Source organism: Bacillus sp. SIMBA_074 (assembly GCF_046534555.1).
Taxonomy (GTDB): Bacteria; Bacillota; Bacilli; order Bacillales; family Bacillaceae_G; genus Bacillus_A; species Bacillus_A mycoides.
The window spans coordinates 1-266 of the sequence record NZ_JAWRYM010000629.1 but is presented as its reverse complement, the minus strand read 5'-3'; the positions used below and the strand labels follow the sequence as shown (position 1 = coordinate 266).

Genomic DNA, 266 nt, shown 5'->3' with positions numbered 1-266 from the left:
ACGATGATCACGACGGCGGGCACGGCGAAGCTCAGCAGAGCGGAGGCGCGGCCCCAGCGGTCCGCGCGTCCGGGCACCGCCTTGGAGACGTGGAGGGCGAACGCGGTCGAGTCGTAGGAGACGTCCGCGATCATCCCGATGCCCAGCGCGAACGCGACGACCGGCCCCGCGGCGAACAGGTAGCCGAGGGAGTGGTTGATCCCGGAGTAGAACCACATCACCGCCGGGAGGAGCGGGATCACCAGCAGCTGCCGGAGGTAGCGCGG

General features: G+C 70.7%; 1 protein-coding gene. It reads right to left on the bottom strand.

Going from position 1 to position 266, the window contains the following annotated elements; all coding sequences use genetic code 11:
- On the bottom strand, positions 1 to 266 hold a 266-nt coding region (locus SB773_RS32270; RefSeq protein WP_410594450.1), incomplete at both ends, for a hypothetical protein.